This window comes from Acidovorax sp. GW823-FHT01C06 (assembly GCF_058798375.1).
In genome coordinates, this window is sequence record NZ_JBXAKN010000005.1 from 224,850 (window position 1) to 238,953 (window position 14,104).

The 14,104-nt window shown below is 68.8% G+C and carries 16 protein-coding genes; 3 read left to right on the forward strand and 13 right to left on the reverse strand.

Annotated elements, in window-relative coordinates:
* Positions 1 to 12: 12 nt before the first annotated feature.
* From AC1RCS_RS13345 to AC1RCS_RS13355, 3 genes are read right to left on the reverse strand one after another with little or no spacing between them, the layout of a single operon-like run.
* On the reverse strand, positions 13 to 723 hold the full coding sequence (locus tag AC1RCS_RS13345) for a hypothetical protein (protein WP_218341233.1): 711 nt from the start codon (positions 721 to 723) through the stop codon (positions 13 to 15).
* Positions 724 to 771: 48 nt separating this feature from the next.
* On the reverse strand, positions 772 to 1,020 hold the full coding sequence (locus AC1RCS_RS13350; RefSeq protein WP_218296803.1) for a helix-turn-helix domain-containing protein: 249 nt from the start codon (positions 1,018 to 1,020) through the stop codon (positions 772 to 774).
* Positions 1,021 to 1,044: 24 nt separating this feature from the next.
* The gene (locus tag AC1RCS_RS13355) at positions 1,045 to 1,644 is read right to left on the reverse strand and encodes a DUF2975 domain-containing protein (RefSeq protein WP_492245046.1); all 600 of its coding nucleotides are present in this window, start codon (positions 1,642 to 1,644) and stop codon (positions 1,045 to 1,047) included.
* A gap of 72 nt (positions 1,645 to 1,716) precedes the next feature.
* Here AC1RCS_RS13355 and AC1RCS_RS13360 point away from each other — a divergent pair, with 72 nt between their 5' ends.
* On the forward strand, positions 1,717 to 2,406 hold the full coding sequence (locus tag AC1RCS_RS13360) for a hypothetical protein (protein ID WP_492245045.1): 690 nt from the start codon (positions 1,717 to 1,719) through the stop codon (positions 2,404 to 2,406).
* 20 nt (positions 2,407 to 2,426) lie between these two features.
* On the opposite strand, the gene AC1RCS_RS13365 is transcribed toward AC1RCS_RS13360, so the two are convergent.
* Together AC1RCS_RS13365 and AC1RCS_RS13370 are read right to left on the reverse strand one after the other, a co-directional pair.
* Positions 2,427 to 4,028, reverse strand: a complete 1,602-nt coding sequence (locus AC1RCS_RS13365) for a gamma-glutamyltransferase family protein (protein ID WP_492245044.1) — start codon at positions 4,026 to 4,028, stop codon at positions 2,427 to 2,429.
* Positions 4,029 to 4,170: 142 nt separating this feature from the next.
* Positions 4,171 to 5,154, reverse strand: coding sequence for a Bug family tripartite tricarboxylate transporter substrate binding protein (locus tag AC1RCS_RS13370; RefSeq protein WP_218296800.1), 984 nt, complete (start codon positions 5,152 to 5,154; stop codon positions 4,171 to 4,173).
* A 228-nt stretch (positions 5,155 to 5,382) separates the two neighbouring features.
* Between AC1RCS_RS13370 and AC1RCS_RS13375 the strand changes: the two genes are divergently transcribed.
* The gene (locus tag AC1RCS_RS13375; protein WP_492245043.1) at positions 5,383 to 6,294 is read left to right on the forward strand and encodes a LysR family transcriptional regulator; all 912 of its coding nucleotides are present in this window, start codon (positions 5,383 to 5,385) and stop codon (positions 6,292 to 6,294) included.
* Between the two features lie 33 nt (positions 6,295 to 6,327).
* On the opposite strand, the gene AC1RCS_RS13380 is transcribed toward AC1RCS_RS13375, so the two are convergent.
* The 8 genes from AC1RCS_RS13380 to trpE all read right to left on the reverse strand — a co-directional run bounded on the left by AC1RCS_RS13380 (position 6,328) and on the right by trpE (position 12,892).
* Positions 6,328 to 7,044: a uracil-DNA glycosylase gene (locus tag AC1RCS_RS13380; RefSeq protein ID WP_492245042.1), complete on the reverse strand. Its 717-nt coding sequence runs from the start codon at positions 7,042 to 7,044 to the stop codon at positions 6,328 to 6,330.
* 68 nt (positions 7,045 to 7,112) lie between these two features.
* Entirely contained in the window at positions 7,113 to 7,913 is an 801-nt protein-coding gene (gene trpC / locus AC1RCS_RS13385) for an indole-3-glycerol phosphate synthase TrpC (RefSeq protein WP_492245041.1), read from the reverse strand.
* 181 nt (positions 7,914 to 8,094) lie between these two features.
* Positions 8,095 to 9,126 (reverse strand): anthranilate phosphoribosyltransferase, encoded by a 1,032-nt coding sequence (gene trpD / locus AC1RCS_RS13390; RefSeq protein ID WP_492245040.1) that lies wholly within the window; start codon positions 9,124 to 9,126, stop codon positions 8,095 to 8,097.
* A gap of 159 nt (positions 9,127 to 9,285) precedes the next feature.
* A complete protein-coding gene (locus AC1RCS_RS13395; protein ID WP_492245039.1) occupies positions 9,286 to 9,957 on the reverse strand; it encodes a LysE family translocator in 672 nt (223 codons plus the stop codon).
* A 4-nt stretch (positions 9,958 to 9,961) separates the two neighbouring features.
* A complete protein-coding gene (locus AC1RCS_RS13400; RefSeq protein WP_492245038.1) occupies positions 9,962 to 10,495 on the reverse strand; it encodes a DinB family protein in 534 nt (177 codons plus the stop codon).
* The gene (locus tag AC1RCS_RS13405) at positions 10,492 to 11,064 is read right to left on the reverse strand and encodes an aminodeoxychorismate/anthranilate synthase component II (protein WP_492245037.1); all 573 of its coding nucleotides are present in this window, start codon (positions 11,062 to 11,064) and stop codon (positions 10,492 to 10,494) included. Before AC1RCS_RS13405 ends, AC1RCS_RS13400 begins: the two co-directional genes overlap by 4 nt.
* On the reverse strand, positions 11,061 to 11,396 hold the full coding sequence (locus AC1RCS_RS13410; protein ID WP_218296792.1) for a chorismate mutase: 336 nt from the start codon (positions 11,394 to 11,396) through the stop codon (positions 11,061 to 11,063). Before AC1RCS_RS13410 ends, AC1RCS_RS13405 begins: the two co-directional genes overlap by 4 nt.
* Positions 11,393 to 12,892: an anthranilate synthase component I gene (trpE, locus tag AC1RCS_RS13415; protein WP_218296791.1), complete on the reverse strand. Its 1,500-nt coding sequence runs from the start codon at positions 12,890 to 12,892 to the stop codon at positions 11,393 to 11,395. Before trpE ends, AC1RCS_RS13410 begins: the two co-directional genes overlap by 4 nt.
* 352 nt (positions 12,893 to 13,244) lie before the next feature.
* Here trpE and AC1RCS_RS13420 point away from each other — a divergent pair, with 352 nt between their 5' ends.
* Positions 13,245 to 13,832, forward strand: a complete 588-nt coding sequence (locus tag AC1RCS_RS13420) for a chalcone isomerase family protein (protein WP_218341223.1) — start codon at positions 13,245 to 13,247, stop codon at positions 13,830 to 13,832.
* Positions 13,833 to 14,104: the final 272 nt, after the last annotated feature.

Sequence of the window (14,104 nt, forward strand, 5' to 3'; positions counted from 1 at the left end):
CAATCGGCGGGGTCAAGGGCAGTTGCTGACGGGCGCCACGCGCGGTGCGGCGCCCACATCGGGCAGGCGATTGGCCGAGGGCAGCCGCACGCAGTAGGTGCCCGACGGGCTCTCCACCTGCGTGACCCGGGAGCCATCGCCACCGCGCCACTCGCGGGTCGAAATCGCAGCACCCAAGGGCCTGGCCGCTGGCGCGCCGTCTCCCACTGCCAGTTGCGCCGCCGGTACGGCACCGTGGCGGCGCTGCCATTCGCGCTCTTGGCGGTCGGCACGGCCCACGGCGTCGGGGCTCCAGCGCAGAGGTGCATCGGCCATCCGGCTGTCGGACGCAGGCAGCTCGGGCGCGGGCGCAGCGGCAGTCGCGGCCTGCGGAGGGGGCTGCTGCACGGCGCGTGCCGGGGTGCCGATGACCGTGCCGGTCACTGCATCGGTGGGCGCGTCGGCGCTGCGGTGGCGCTCTGCCGCACGCACCGGGCGCGATGCAGATGCGGGCGCGGAAACGGGACCCTTGGGGAGCGCCTGCGCACGCCCCGGGCCGAGCACCGCCATGGCGGGCTGCAGCACCTCGGCGTGCGTGATCCACTGCACCTCCATCGCTTGTCGCGGTGATGTGAATGGTTGCGGTGGTGCCGATAGCGATGGCGAGACGCGGCTGGTCGACAGATTCCACGCGGTCAGGATGACACCGTGCAGCAGCACCGAGGCCACCACGGCCACTGCCACGCGCCTGCGCCGGCTGACGGGAACGGCACCCCAGCCCCACCAGCGCACTTACACGCCTTCTTGCGCCGCGCCGTCGTCCGCGCCATCACCGCCGCTGTCCACCCACGCCAGCAGGTCGCCGGGCTGGCACTGCAGGTACTCGCAGATGGCCGAGAGCGTCTCGAAGCGCACGCCCTTGACCTTGCCGCTCTTGAGCAAGGACAGGTTGGCCTCGGTGATGCCCACATGGGCCGCGAGGTCCCGCGACTTGACCTTGCGGCGCGCGAGCATTTCATCCAGGGTCACAACAATCGCCATGGGGAATACGGTACCTGGGAGTGGCTACACAAACGCATCCGCTTCGGCCTGCAGGCGGCAGCCCTCGGCCAGCACGTGGGCCAGGAGCAGCATCATCAGCCCCACCACCAGCACGCTCATTTCAAACGAGCCCACGCCCAGCGCGATGAGCCCGCCCTGCTGGCCGGAGGCCAGCCACGACAGCAGCGCCGTCACGCCCACCTGGTAGACCAGCGAGGTCGCGAACATCGCCAGAAAGCCCCAGCCCACGCCCCGGAACCCGCGCACGACCACCGGCCCGAACACGGCGCCCGCCAGGAAGGCCCGGCAGATGCGATGCACGCACAGCACCGCGTACAGCATGGCCAGGGCCGGAATGCACTCCAGCGCCACGCCCACCCACCGCCATTGCGTCTCCATGGACTGCGGCGGGGTCAGCCCGACCAGCAGGGCCTGCGTCGGCACCACCGTCAGGGGCATCCACCCACCCCAGCCGGTCTCGTGTCCGATCGCCGCCCAGCGCGCCAGCGAAAAAACCAGCGACACCAGGGCACACACCCAGCTGGCGGCCAGCAGCCCCCAGGCCAGCCTGCGGAATGAAGGGCTGTGGACGGGGGAGACCGGAGTGGCCAGAGTTCGCGTCATGGTTTGGCAATTTTTTCTGTAAAACAATAATAATATACCGTTAAACAGAAATTTCAACACCGTCCGACCCGCATGACACCCAGCCCGCCCATCCCTTTTCGCAGCGGCACCCGCCTGCTCCGGGGCCCTATTTCACCCGTCCGGCCGCCATGGCGGCGCGGGGCGGGCCTTGGCGTTCTCATCCTGTGCACGGCACTGCTGGCCGCCTGCGGCACCGTGCCGGTGTCGTCCCTGTGGAAGCTGCGCAAGCTCCAGCTGGAGACGCTCGACCCCGCCGCGCTGCGCGCCGCCGTGGTGCACGGCCCCGGCCTGCGGCTCCATGGCCCGGCGCTGGAGCTGACGGTGAGCGTGTCCCGCAAGGTGCGCCAACCCGGCGGCACCACCACCACCGAGCGATGGGAAGAAAAGCTGCCGCTGCAGGAGCTGCGCGGCACCGCAGAGCGCAGCCCGCTGGCACCCTATGACACTGCCCGCACCGCGGTGCAGGTCTGGCGCATCGACCCGGAGGCATTGCCCCGGCTGCAGGCACTGCGCGCCAAGGCCCTGGCCTGGAAAACGGTGGACGACGGCCCGCGCGAGCTGGGCCTGGGGGTGGAACTGGCAGGCTGCCAGAAGGGCAGCGCCGGGAACCGGCTGGTGACCACGCTCATGCGCTTCACGGATCCCGGGGAGTACATCCCCCTCGCGCACAACATGGACCTGGCGGAAACCATGCCGGCAGCGGAGCTGGCACGGCGGTTTCCGGACTGCGCCGCCGGTTGACCAGGGAACCTGGCAGGTTCTCAGAACGCGACCGCGTGCCCGTCCTTGCGTGGGTCCGACCCTGCGATGTAGTGCCCGCCGTCGCGCAGGACCAGCTGGGCCCCGCCAAAGGCGAACACGCCGTTGCCCTCCTCCACCGTGACCTCGTGGCCCCGCGCACGCAGCGCCGCCACCACGGCGGGATCAAACGCGGGCTCCACGGCCACGCCCTTGCCGCCCGTCACGCGCCAGCGCGGCGCATCGGCGGCGGCCTGCGGGTTCTGGCCGTAGCGCAGAACGCGCAGCGCCATCTGGGTGTGGCCCTGGCTCTGCATGGGGCCGCCCATCACGCCAAAGGCCATTTGCGGCGTGCCATCGGCATGCATGGCAAACGCCGGGATGATGGTGTGCGAGGGGCGCTTGCGCGGGCCCACTTCGTTGGCGTGGCCGTGCCTGAGGTTGAAGCCGTGGCCCCGGTTCTGCAGGCTGATGCCCGTGCCAGGCACCACCACGCCCGAGCCGAAGCCCATGTAGTTGGACTGGATGAACGAGACCATCATGCCCTGGCTATCTGCCGCCGCCAGGTACACCGTGCCGCCCGGGCGCGGCGCGCCGTGGCCCGGGTCGCCCGCGCGCTCGGGGTCGATGAACGCCGCGCGGCCGCGCAGATAGTCCGCCTCCAGCAGCTCCTTCGGCGCGACACGCATCGCACCGATGTCGGCGTTGTACTGGTCCAGGTCGGCCAGCGCGAGCTTCATGGCCTCGATGCTCGCGTGCACCGTCTCCACGCTGTCGAGCGGGTGCGCGCCGATGCCGTGCGCGTCCAGCATGCCCAGCGCCATCAGCGCGGCAATGCCCTGGCCGTTGGGCGGGATCTCGTGGATCACCGAGTCGCCGAAGCGCTGCTTGATGGTGCCCACCCAGTCGGCCTGGTGCGAGGCGAGGTCTTCGAGCGTCATCGCGCCGCCGTGAGCCTGTGCATGGGCCACCATGCGCTCGGCGATCACGCCCCGGTAGAACGCCTCTCCCTGCGTTTCGGCGATCAGCTCCAGCGTGCGCGCATGGGCCTCGCTGCGGAAGATCTCGCCCGCCCGCGGTGCGCGGCCACCTGGCAGGAAGCACTCGGCAAAACCGGGCTGCGCGCCCAGCTTGGCGCCACCCAGCGCCCACAGGCGGGCGATGGTGGGCGACACCGGAAAACCATTGCGCGCATAGTCGATGGCGGGTTGCGCCAGCTGTGCGAAGGGCAGCTTGCCCAGGCGCCTGGACAGCGCCACCCACGCCGAGACGGCGCCCGGCACGGTCACCGCGTTCCACCCCGTCTCGGGGATGCCGCCCAGCTTCTTGAAATACTCCGGCGACCACGCGGCCGGTGAGCGGCCCGAGGCATTGAGGCCGTGCAGTTCCTTGCCGTCCCACACGATGGCAAAGCCGTCGCTGCCGATGCCGCAGCCCGTGGGCTCGACCACCGTGAGCGCCATGGCGGCGGCGATGGTGGCATCCACCGCGTTGCCGCCCGCCAGCAGCATGCGCAGCCCCGCCTGCGCGGCCAGTGGCTGCGAGGTGGAGACCACATTGCGCCCCATGACCGCGCTGCGGTGGGAGGCGTAGGGAAGGGACCAGTCGAGGGTTGGGTTATTCATAGCGTTCTGACTCCGTGGCTCGCAAGGGTTGCGGTGCGTGGAAACTGGCGCGGCGCAAAGCGAGAGACGCCAAGGAAGGGCTGCCCCGCACCGAGGGTGTCGTCCCCCTCGGGGGGAAGGCGCCGAAGGCGACTCAGGGGGGCTACTCCACCGCGATTTTGTGCTGCCGGATCACCGTCGCCCAGCGATTGCTGTCCGCCTGCACCATGGCACCAAACTGCGCGGGCGTGCGCGGCGCGGCAGGCTCCACGCCCAGCTTGGCCAGGCTCTCGGCCACTTCGGGCGCCTGCACGGCCTTGGCAAAGGCCTTGTGCACCTTGTCGACCAGCGCGGGCGGTGCGCCCGCGGGCAGGTACACGCCGAACCAGGTCACCGACGAATAACCGGGCAGGCCGGACTCGGCCAGCGTGGGCAGCTCGGGCGCCAGCGTGCTGCGCTTCTCGCTGGTCACGGCCAGGGCCCGCAGGCGGCCGGCCTTGGCGTGCGGCATGCCCGTGGGCAGCGAATCGAACAGCACGTGGGTCTGCCCGGCGATCAGGTCGGGAATCGCCAGCGCCGTGCCCTTGTAGGGGATGTGCGTCATCTCCACGCCGGCCTGCGCGCTGAAGGCTGCCGTGTTCAGGTGCACGATGGTGCCGTTGCCGCTGGTGGCGTAGTTGAGTTTGCCTGGATGGGCCTTGGCGTAGGCGATGAGTTCGCCCACGGTCTTGACCGGCAGCGAGTTGGTGACCAGCAGCACGCTGGGTGCGTCAGCCACGTGGACCACGGGCACAAAGTCCTTGCGCGGGTCGTAGGCCAGCTTGGGCATCAGATGGGGCGAGATGGCATGCGTGCTGCTGGTGGTCAGCAGCAGGGTGTAGCCATCGGGTGCGGCCTTGGCCGCCTCGGCCGTGCCCAGGGTGCCGCCGGCGCCGGGCTTGTTGTCCACGACCAGCTGCTGGCCCAGGTCGGCCGCCACGCGCTGGGTGACCACCCGGGCCACCAGGTCGGTGGCGCCGCTGGCCGGAAACGGCACGATGACCCGTACGGGCCGGTCGGGCCACGCGGCCTGCGCCTGTGCGCTGGCGCCCCACACCATCAACCAGGCCAGGCACACGACGCCACGGCCCCAGGGAAAAAGACGCATACAGGTACTCCAGAAGAAGGGGAAACGCGCGATGCCGGACCGCGCACGCAGACAGGGACAGGGGGAGCCGCAGGGCCCCGCCCGGGGGCAACCAGACAGCCATCTTAGGAAGCCAGCCCCCGGAAGACCAACGCCAAATAGGCAAGCAGCTTTGCCGCAGCGGCAAACCACTTCATACTTTGGGTCGCCACCCGGCAATACGCCCCACTCCAGCCCCCTGCCCTGCCCATGCGCCCCCAGCTCCTGCAAGACACCGCCCTGCGCTACTTCCTGGAGGTGGCGCACAGCGGTTCGCTCACCGAAGCCTCGGCACGGCTGCACGTGGCCGCTTCGGCGCTCAGCCGCCAGATCGCCGGGCTGGAGGCGCAGCTGGGCACGCCGCTGTTCGACCGCCACCCGCGCGGCATGGTGCTCACCGCGGCCGGAGAGATCCTGGCCGTGCACGCCCGGCGCACGGTGCTGGACGCCGAACGCGCGCTGGGCGAGATCGGCGCGCTGCAGGGCCTGCGCGCGGGGCAGGTGCGTCTGGCCACGTCGGACGCATTTGCCAACGAGTTGGTGCCGCGCCTGTGCGTGGAATTCCAGCGCACGCACACGGGCATCCAGTTCAGCGTGATCTCGCTGCCCACCGCCCAGGTGCCCGACTCGGTGCGCAGCGGCGCGGCCGACATCGGCCTGTGCTTCAGCCGTGCGCCGCACAAGGACATCGAGGTCGCCTACCGGCAAGGCGCTCCGGTGCTGGCACTCATCCCGCCCGGCCATGCGCTGGCGGAATCGGCCAGCGTCACGCTCGCGCAGATGGCCGCCTACCCCCTGGCCCTGCCGCCCGCCGAGACCACGGTGCGCCAGATGATCGACATCGTGTGCAGCCGCCAGGGCCTGCAGGTGGAGGCGGTGCTCATCAGCAACCATGCCAAGACGGTGCTCAACTTCGTGGCGCATGGCGGGGGGCTGTCGGTGGCCAGCGAGATCGCGGCACGCCACCTGGTGGCGGCGGGCGCCGTGGTGGCCGTGCCCATCAGCGACCCTGGCATGGACCTGCGCGACCTGGAGGTGCAGACCCTGGCGGGCCGCAGCCTGCCCGTGGCGGCGCAGGCCTTTCTCGACCTGCTCAAGGAGCGGCTGCCGGGGCGCTGGTAGACCGCGGAGGCGCAGCGCCGCCGCGCTGGCGCCTCAATACCCGTGCTGCGCCCGGAACGCGCGCGCCTTGCCGAAATGCCCGTTGCCGATGAACGGCACGGGCGGGCGCAGAGCGGACAGCGGCGAAGGGTGGTTGGACAGGAGCAGCAAGTGGCCTCGGTCCTGGGGGATCAGCGCGCGCTTGGATTGCGCGTGCGAGCCCCAGAGCATGAACACCACGGGCCGCTCGCCCTCGGCCACATGGCGGATGACCGCGTCGGTCAGGGCCTCCCAGCCCTTGCCGGCATGGCTGGCGGGCTGGCCCTCTTCCACCGTGAGGCCGGTGTTGAGCAACAGCACGCCGTTCTTCGCCCACTTGACCAGGCTGCCCCCCGGGTTCGGAAACGGCGGGAAAGCCACGCCCAGGTCGCGCTGCATTTCCTTGAAGATGTTCTGCAGCGAGGGCGGCAGGCGCACGCCCGGCGCCACCGAGAACGCCAGCCCTTCGGCCTGGCCGCGCCCGTGGTAGGGGTCCTGGCCCAGGATGACCACGCGCACCTCGTCCGGCGGCGTGAGTTCCAGCGCCCGCAGCGGGCGGGGCGGGAAGATCACCGCGCCCGCATCGAGCCGCGACTGCAGAAAGGCAAGCAGCGACTGGCCGCGCACACCGGCAAAGAAGTCATCGACCAGCGGCTGCCAGCCGGAGGCCACCGGCCAGTCGGCCGGGTTGGCGCTTTGCAGCTGGGTGGGGTTTGCAGCGGCGTCATTCATGGTCAAAAAGGCCTCTACCGCTTGATGGACAAGCGCAATCAGCTATCAAATAAGGAGCAAACAAGCAATCAGGCGAACAGCTTCGCCAGCGCTTCGCCCGGCTCCGGCGCGCGCATGAACGCCTCGCCCACCAAAAACGCGTGCACGCCGGCATCGCGCATGCGCTTCACGTCGTCAGGCTTCAGGATGCCCGACTCGGTGACCAGCAGCCGGTCGGCCGGCACGTCCTTGAGCAGGCCCAGGGTGGTGTCCAGCGTGACCTCGAAGGTGCGCAGGTTGCGGTTGTTGATGCCCACCAGCGGCGTCTTGAGCCTGAGCGCGCGCTGCAGCTCGGCGCCGTCGTGCACCTCCACCAGCACCGCCATGTCCAGGCTGCGCGCGATGGCCTCGAAGTCGGCCATCTGCGAATCATCCAGGCTGGCCGCGATCAGCAAGATGGCATCCGCCCCCATCGCCCGGGACTCGTAGATCTGGTACGCATCGACCATGAAGTCCTTGCGCAGCACCGGCAGCTGGCAGCTGGCACGCGCCTGCTTGAGGTAGTCCACGCTGCCCTGGAAGAACTGCTTGTCCGTCAGCACCGACAGGCAGGCGGCGCTCACCTTGCCGTCGCCATCGGCATAGCTTTGCGCGATGTCGGCGGGGATGAAGTCGGCGCGCAGCACGCCCTTGCTGGGGCTGGCCTTCTTGACCTCGGCGATCACCGCCGCCTGGCCCTTGGCGATCTTGGCGCGCAGCGCGCCTTCGAAGTCGCGCGTGAGCACGCGGCTCTCGGCATCGGCGCGGATGGCGTCGAGGGGCATGCGCTTCTTCGCAGCGGCCACTTCTTCGTGCTTGACGGCCACGATCTTGTTGAGGATGTCGCTCATGGGAAACCTGCCTTTTCAACCCCGGCGGGGTCGCGATTGAACGTTGAAACATGGCGCGAGCGCAACGCCCGCGCGGCCCGAAGCGGAGGACACCGCAGCGCTGGCTTTGCCAGGCTGCGGGTGTCGTCCCCCTTCCCGCAGGAGAAGGGGGAAGCGGCGCAGCCGCTCAGGGGGTTGATCTTCATGCAGCCAGCGCATGCGTGCGCGTGACCATCTGCTCGAGCTTGGCCAGCGCCGCGCCCGAGGCGATGGCGGCCCGTGCCTTTTCAAGCCCTGCGGGCACCGAGTCGACCACATTGGCCGCATACAGCGCCACACCCGCGTTCAGGCAGACGATGTCCTGCGCGGCGCCCGGCTCGCCCTTGAGCACGCCGATCAGCATCTCGCGCGACTGCTCGGGGGATTCAACCTTCAAGGCGCGGTTGCTGGACATGGACATGCCGAAGTCCTCGGGGTGGATTTCGTACTCGGTGATCTGCCCGTTCTTCAGCTCGCCCACCAGCGTGGCCGCGCCCAGGCTGACCTCGTCCATGCCGTCGCGGCCGTAGACCACCATGGCATGTTCGGCGCCCAGGCGCTGCAGCGCGCGCACCTGGATGCCCACGAGGTCGGGATGGAACACGCCCATCAGGATGTTGGGCGCGCCGGCCGGGTTGGTCAGCGGGCCCAGGATGTTGAAGATGGTGCGCACGCCCAGCTCCTTGCGCACGGGGGCCACGTTCTTCATGGCCGGATGGTGGTTGGGCGCGAACATGAAGCCGATGCCGACCTCTGCGATGCACTGCGCGATCTGCTCGGGCTTGAGGTTGATGTGGATGCCCAGGGCCTCCATCACATCCGCGCTGCCGCTCTTGCTGGACACGCCGCGCCCGCCGTGCTTGCTGACCTTGGCGCCCGCCGCTGCGGCCACGAACATGGAGCAGGTGGAGATGTTGAAGGTGTTGGCGCCGTCGCCGCCCGTGCCCACGATGTCCACCAGGTGCTTACTGTCGGGCACATGGACCTTGGTGGAGAACTCGCGCATCACCTGCGCGGCGGCCGTGATCTCGCCGATGGTTTCCTTCTTCACGCGCAGGCCGGTGACGATGGCCGCGGTCATGACGGGCGACAGCTCGCCACTCATGATCATGCGCATCAGGTGCAGCATCTCGTCATGAAAAATTTCGCGGTGCTCGATGGTGCGCTGCAGCGCTTCCTGGGGAGTGATGGACATGGTGATAGATCCTGTCTGCGTTGATTCTTCAATGGCGCGTGGCAGCCGGCGGATTCCACGGTACGGGCGCTGCCAGGGCGAGTGCACCCGTGGATCCGGCTTTGCCGGTCCACCGGGTGCGACCCCAGGGGGATGACGCGAAGCGGCTCAGGGGGTGCTTCATTGTGTGGGTTGCTCGGTGAAGGCCAGTTTCAGGCCAAAGCCGATGAACATGGCGCCCGCCACGCGGTCCAGCCAGTGCATGCCGCGCTGCACCGCGCCCATGCGGCGCGCCATCCAGCCCGCGGCCAGCGCCCAGCCCGTGTTGACGGGAATCGCGTTCACGTTGAACAGCACACCCAGCAGCACGAAGGCCAGCGCCTTGTTCTCCGTGCCGGGCGCGATGAACTGCGGCACGAAGGCCAGGAAGAAGATCGCGACCTTGGGGTTGAGCACGTTGGTCCAGAAGCCGCCCCGGAAGATCTTGGACAGCGGCGTGGCGGCACCGGACGATGCCCCCGCCTGCGCCGCTGCGATGGCCGCCGCGCTTCCGCCGTCGCCCGACGGTTTGGACAGCAGCATGCGAACGCCCATCCACATCAGGTAGGCCGCGCCCACCCACTTGAGCACGGTGAACGCCGTGGCCGACGTGGCCAGCAGCGCGCCCACGCCCACGGCGGCCGCGAAGATGTGCACGAAGCACCCGGCCGTGATACCCAGGCCCGCCACGATGCCCGCGCGGGTGCCGGACTTGAGCGCGTTGGACACGATGTAGAGCACGTCCGGGCCGGGCGTGAGGTTCAGCAGCCAGCCGGCCGCGATGAACATGAGCAGTTGGTGGCTGTCGGGCATGGTGTTACGACCAGCGTCGCTCCGGTTGCAGGCGGTGCAGGAAGGTGGTGAGCGAGTCGCGCGGCAGCGGCACCGCATGCCCCGCCAGGATGCGGCCGGCCGCGCCCCGGTGGTAGGTGCCGTGCACCACGACGTGGTTCAGGATCTCGGCCCGCGTCATGGTGCCGGTGTCGCCGTCGGTGAAGCGGAACTGCACGGGCTCGGCCAGCTGGTCCGCGGTGAGCCCGTTCGCGTACTGCACATACCAGTCGTCCGACGCGCGGACCGCCTCGCGCAGGGCCGGCAGTGCGGGCGTCTCTTCGGTGTTGGTGGCCGCGTAGGCGGTCTGCGGCAGGCCCTGCAGGTGGCTCGCGAAGATGCGGTCCACCACGTAGGTGTGGTTCAGGATGCGCACAAAGAGCCGGTGATCGCCCTCGGGCAGCGTGGCCTGCGAGGCTTCGCCCAGCGCAAGCAGTTCGTCGTTGGCCCAGCGCTTGTACTGGAACAGCTGGGCGAACGAGCCCGAGGAAGCCGCTGCAGCATCGGCCGGCGCCGTCATGCGCGCTGCTCCAGAAAGTTCTTCAGCATCGCGTGGCCGTGTTCGGTGAGGATGCTTTCGGGGTGGAACTGCACGCCCTGGATGGCCAGCTCCTTGTGGCGCACGCCCATGATCTCGCCGTCCTCCGTCCAGGCCGTGACCTGCAGCACGTCGGGGCACGCGGCGCGATCGATGGCCAGCGAGTGGTAGCGGTTCACGGTGAATTTTTCGGGCAGGCCCGCGAACACGCCCTGCTGTGTGGTGGTGATGACGCTGGTCTTGCCGTGCATCAGCTCCTGCGCGCGGACGATGGTGCCGCCGAAGGCCGCGCCGATGCTCTGGTGGCCCAGGCACACGCCCAGGATGGGCAGCTTGCCCGCGAAGTGCTGGATCGCCGCCACCGAGATGCCGGCCTCGGCGGGCGAGCACGGGCCGGGCGAGATCACCAGGCGGTCGGGCGCGCGCGCCGCAATGCCTTCAAGCGTGATTTCATCGTTGCGGAACACCTCGACCTCGGCACCCAGCTCGCCGAAGTACTGCACGATGTTGTAGGTGAAGCTGTCGTAGTTGTCGACCATCAAGAGTTTCATGCGGCGCTCCCGGCAGAGGCGGATTCGCGCAGGCGGGCGAACTCGCGGTGTTCATAGGCAATGCAGGCTTCCATGAGGCTGCGGTAGATGGCTTCCATCACGTCGGCATCGCCGCCTTCGGCCAGCGCCTGCTCGCGCACGCGGTCCACGATGGCCTGTATGCGCGCCTCATCGCGCACCTGCGTGGCGTCTTGCTTGATGCGCGCGGCCTGCGTCATGTAGCCCACGCGCTCCACCAGCAGGGGCACCAGCACGTCGTCCAGCCTGTTCACCTCGCGGCGCACGTCCGGCATGGCGGCGCAGGATTTGACTTTGTCGATGGCGCGGGTCATTCGAGGCCCTCCTCGACCAGCTCCGCCGCGCGCAGCAGCGCACGGGCCTTGTGCTCGGTTTCCTTCCATTCGAGCTCGGGCACCGAGTCGGCCACCACGCCGGCGGCCGCCTGCACGTAGAGCGTGCCGTTCTTCACGATGCCGGTGCGGATGGCGATGGCCACGTCCATGTCGCCGGCGTAGCTCAGGTAGCCGCAGGCGCCGCCGTACAGGCCGCGCTTGGTGGGTTCAAGCTGGTCGATGATTTCCATCGCATGCACCTTGGGCGCGCCGGTGAGCGTGCCGGCGGGGAAGGTGGCCTTGAGCACGTCGATGGCCGTCATGCCGTCGTTGAGGATGCCTTCCACGTTGCTCACGATGTGCATCACGTGGCTGTAGCGCTCGATGGCGAAGGCCTCGGTGACCTTCACCGTGCCGGTCTTGGCGATGCGGCCGATGTCGTTGCGCGCCAGATCGATCAGCATCACATGCTCGGCGCGCTCCTTGGGGTCGTTGATGAGCTCGACCTCGGCGGCCTTGTCCTTCTCCAGCGTGGCGCCACGGGGGCGCGTGCCGGCCAGGGGGCGGATGGTGACCTTCTGGCCGTCGGGCGTGTTCTCCTGGCGCACCAGGATCTCGGGGCTCGCACCCACCACGTGGAAGTCGCCGAAGTCGTAGAAGTACATGTACGGCGACGGGTTCAGCGAGCGCAGCGCGCGGTACAGCGACAGGGGGCTTTCGGTGTAGCGCTTGTGGATGCGCTGGCCCACCTGCACCTGCATGAAGTCACCCGCGGCGATCAGTTCCTTGGCGCGGTCCACGGCGGCGAGGTAGTCGGCCTTGGAGAAGTCGCGCTGCGCGGGGTGGCTCTCGGTGGGCTTGACGATGGGCGCGCTCACCGAATACTTGAGCTGGTCCTTCAGGTCGCGCAGGCGCTTCTTGGCCTTGGCGTAGGCCTCGGGCTGGGCCGGGTCGGCGTAGACGATGAGGTAGAGCTTGCCCGACAGGTTGTCGATGACGGCCAGCTCCTCGCACTGCAGCAGCAGGATGTCGGGGCAGCCCAGCGTGTCGGGCGGGCAGGTGTCTTCGAGCTTCTTTTCGATGTAGCGCACCGCGTCGTAGCCGAAGTAGCCGGCCAGGCCGCCGCAAAAGCGCGGAAGGCCGGGGCGCAAGGCCACCTTGAAGCGCTTCTGGTACGCCTCGATGAAGTCGAGCGGGTTGCCCGCTGCGGACTCCACCACCTCGCCGTTGGTCACCACCTCGGTCTTGGCGCTGGCGCCAAAACCGCTGGCGCGCAGCAGCGTGCGCGCGGGCAGGCCGATGAAGCTGTAGCGCCCGAAGCGCTCGCCGCCCACCACGGATTCGAGCAGGAAGCTGTGCTTGCCGCCGTCCTTGCTGTGGGCCAGCTTCAGGTACAGGGAGAGAGGGGTTTCCAGGTCCGCAAAGGCTTCCGCCATGAGCGGAATGCGGTTGTAGCCTTCGCCGGCCAGGCTTTTGAATTCAAGTTCTGTGATCACGGGGAGAGCTCCCAGCTGTGGCAGCGCGTGTCCCCCGGGCAATAAAAGGGGGCGCTGCGGTCCATTCAATCGGCCCCGGTAGGGCCACGGGTGCACGCTGGGGCAATTGCCCAGGTGCCATCAGGCGTTCAAGGAGACAGGCTGACGCCAGGGCCAGGCTCCCCGGTCGCTGCAACCTGTGATGAACACGTGGTGAATGAACATGGCCCAAAGTGTAGCAAAGGTTCCCGGCCGCCCCGGTTTTGACACACCGCAACGCCGCGCCGCGCAACCACTCGAAAACCCTGTTGCGGCAAAAAGCAGGTGCAGCAACAATTTGAAACGAACGACCGTTCTTTTTTAGGAGTTGCGCATGAAGTTCCTCCAGCGATGCGCCGCAGCGGCAGCGTTGTGCCTGCTGACGGCCGGTGCCATTGCCCAGACCATCACCGTGGCCGACGTCAAGTACGAAGAAACCACCAGCCTGAGCGGCAGCAGCCTGCAGCTCAATGGGGCGGGCGTGCGCTACAAGGCGGTCTTCAAGGTCTACACGGCCGGCCTGTATCTCGAAAAGAAAGCCCACACGCCGCAGGACATTGCCGCGCTCAAGGGCCCCAAGCGCATGAGCATCACCATGCTGCGCGAGATCGACTCCACCGAGCTGGGCAAGCTCTTCTCGCGCGGCATGGAGGACAACATGGACCGCGCGGCGTTCTCCAAGCTGATTCCCGGCGTGCTGCGCATGAGCCAGATCTTCTCGGACCACAAAAAGCTGCAGGCAGGCGACCAGTTCATGATCGACTGGATACCCGGCACCGGCACGGTGATCACGGTCAAGGGCAAGCCGCAGGGCGAGCCTTTCAAGGAGCCGGAATTCTTCAACGCGCTGCTGGGCATCTGGCTGGGCAACACACCGGCCGACTGGAAGCTCAAGGATGCCTTGCTCGGCAAGCCCGCATAGCCACCCGCGCCGGTTGCGCGCCCCGGGACACCGCCGCTACGGGCAAACCCCCATGAAACCATGCCTGCGGCTGTCACCCGCCCGACAGCGGCGGGCCGCACCGGGGCGTAACCTTTGATCCAGGGAATTCAGGGCCTTCGACGCAACCTGCACCGCATGCCCCTGCGGCGCCACCCGCGCCATGTGATGCCACGCACAGCCCGGCCCGGGCGCCCTGCGCCACCCGCATGCGCCACGGCCCTTGCCACCCCAGAGCCCCAGCCCCGCCCCCA

What these genes read in the sequence shown, in the direction of transcription:
- AC1RCS_RS13375 (WP_492245043.1), top strand. Translation starts at nt 5,383, where the DNA reads ATGCGCCCCCAGCTCCTGCAAGACACCGCCCTGCGCTACTTCCTGGAG.
- AC1RCS_RS13405 (WP_492245037.1), bottom strand. Translation starts at nt 11,064, where the DNA reads ATGAAACTCTTGATGGTCGACAACTACGACAGCTTCACCTACAACATC.
- AC1RCS_RS13350 (WP_218296803.1), bottom strand. Translation starts at nt 1,020, where the DNA reads ATGGCGATTGTTGTGACCCTGGATGAAATGCTCGCGCGCCGCAAGGTC.
- AC1RCS_RS13370 (WP_218296800.1), bottom strand. Translation starts at nt 5,154, where the DNA reads ATGCGTCTTTTTCCCTGGGGCCGTGGCGTCGTGTGCCTGGCCTGGTTG.
- AC1RCS_RS13365 (WP_492245044.1), bottom strand. Translation starts at nt 4,028, where the DNA reads ATGAATAACCCAACCCTCGACTGGTCCCTTCCCTACGCCTCCCACCGC.
- trpC (WP_492245041.1), bottom strand. Translation starts at nt 7,913, where the DNA reads ATGAGCGACATCCTCAACAAGATCGTGGCCGTCAAGCACGAAGAAGTG.
- AC1RCS_RS13360 (WP_492245045.1), top strand. Translation starts at nt 1,717, where the DNA reads ATGACACCCAGCCCGCCCATCCCTTTTCGCAGCGGCACCCGCCTGCTC.
- AC1RCS_RS13355 (WP_492245046.1), bottom strand. Translation starts at nt 1,644, where the DNA reads ATGACGCGAACTCTGGCCACTCCGGTCTCCCCCGTCCACAGCCCTTCA.
- AC1RCS_RS13395 (WP_492245039.1), bottom strand. Translation starts at nt 9,957, where the DNA reads ATGCCCGACAGCCACCAACTGCTCATGTTCATCGCGGCCGGCTGGCTG.
- AC1RCS_RS13400 (WP_492245038.1), bottom strand. Translation starts at nt 10,495, where the DNA reads ATGACGGCGCCGGCCGATGCTGCAGCGGCTTCCTCGGGCTCGTTCGCC.
- AC1RCS_RS13380 (WP_492245042.1), bottom strand. Translation starts at nt 7,044, where the DNA reads ATGAATGACGCCGCTGCAAACCCCACCCAGCTGCAAAGCGCCAACCCG.
- trpD (WP_492245040.1), bottom strand. Translation starts at nt 9,126, where the DNA reads ATGTCCATCACTCCCCAGGAAGCGCTGCAGCGCACCATCGAGCACCGC.
- AC1RCS_RS13410 (WP_218296792.1), bottom strand. Translation starts at nt 11,396, where the DNA reads ATGACCCGCGCCATCGACAAAGTCAAATCCTGCGCCGCCATGCCGGAC.
- AC1RCS_RS13420 (WP_218341223.1), top strand. Translation starts at nt 13,245, where the DNA reads ATGAAGTTCCTCCAGCGATGCGCCGCAGCGGCAGCGTTGTGCCTGCTG.